The organism is Dietzia sp. DQ12-76, from assembly GCF_014145045.1.
GTDB lineage: Bacteria > Actinomycetota > Actinomycetes > Mycobacteriales > Mycobacteriaceae > Dietzia.
The window spans coordinates 2,155-3,290 of record NZ_JAALDV010000155.1 but is presented as its reverse complement, the minus strand read 5'-3'; the positions used below and the strand labels follow the sequence as shown (position 1 = coordinate 3,290).

The following is a 1,136-nucleotide window of genomic DNA, read 5'->3' as shown; positions in this document are numbered from 1 at the left end:
CGTAGGCCGCCGCCAGGCACGCCTGCGCCACCCCGTACCCGCCGATCACGTCGCCGAGCAGCCCACCGGGCACCTCGGCCGTGAGCCCGCGGAAGATGCGGCCCGCGGTCGCGGCGGGATCCTCGGAACGCTCGATGGCGGCGTGGTAGGACTGCCGCATCCCCAGCCCCGCGAAGACCTCGTCGATCAGGTGCTGCGGAACCCCCAGGTCCTCGGCGGTCACCCAGTGACGATCGAGGAACGGGCGCATCGCCTCGCAGAACCTGGACAACACCTCGACGGCGCGCGGATCCTTGGGGTCGAAGTCGATGCCGCCCTTGGCGCCACCCACGGGGAGGTCGAACGCCGCGGTCTTACTCGTCATGCCCCGGGCCAGGTCCTCCACCTCACCCAGGGTGCAGCCGGCCCGCATCCTGGTGCCCCCGGTGGCCAGGCCACCGACGAGGGTGTCGACGACGAGGAAACCGCGGGCGCCCGTCACGTCGTCTTTCCAGTGCAACCGCAGGTAGGGCTCACGCGTGGTGGCCCGCTCCGCGGGCGGAGTCGGAACAGCCACCGGCACCGACCCGGTCGTCGCGGTGCTACCCGGAATCTCGATGGATGTCATCGTGCTCGCCTCCTGAAACGCCTGTGCCCGACTTTCCGTCGGGGTCATTTCAGGATGGGAGCGAGAACGGGCCCGGGTCCAGCGAGAATCGATGGACCTGACCGTTCATTTTTTCTGCACTGTCCCCGGTCAGCCCCTATTCTCGGGGCCATGGAGCCGTCACTGCATCGACTCAGGCTGCTCCGCGAGCTGGAGCGTCGCGAGACCGTGACCGCTGTCGCCGGGGCCCTGGACTACACGGTCTCCGCGGTCTCCCAGCAGCTCGCGCTGTTGGAGCGGGAGGCGGGGACGCCCCTGTTCGAGCGGCGCGGCCGGCGGATAGGTCTCACCGACGCCGGGGTGGTCCTCGCGGGGCACGCGGAGACCATCCTCGCCGCGGTGGAGGACGCCGGGCACGCGATGGAGTCGGCGCGGGCCGGGGTCGGGACCACACTCACCGCCGGCGTCTGGGCGTCGGTGGCCACCACCCTGCTGCCCGAGGGGATCCGGGTACTCGCCCGGGATCACCCGGGGATCGAGGTACGGAGCC

2 protein-coding genes are annotated in these 1,136 nt (G+C 71.1%); one reads left to right on the top strand and one right to left on the bottom strand.

The features are described from left to right. Positions 1-607 (bottom strand): Glu/Leu/Phe/Val dehydrogenase dimerization domain-containing protein (locus tag G6019_RS06535; RefSeq protein WP_304506198.1); only part of this gene is annotated, 607 nt, incomplete at its 3' end. Between the two features lie 150 nt (positions 608-757). On the opposite strand from G6019_RS06535, the gene G6019_RS06530 reads away from it, so the two are divergent. Beyond that, the coding region (locus G6019_RS06530; protein ID WP_182627233.1) for a LysR family transcriptional regulator at positions 758-1,136 on the top strand (379 nt) is incomplete at its 3' end.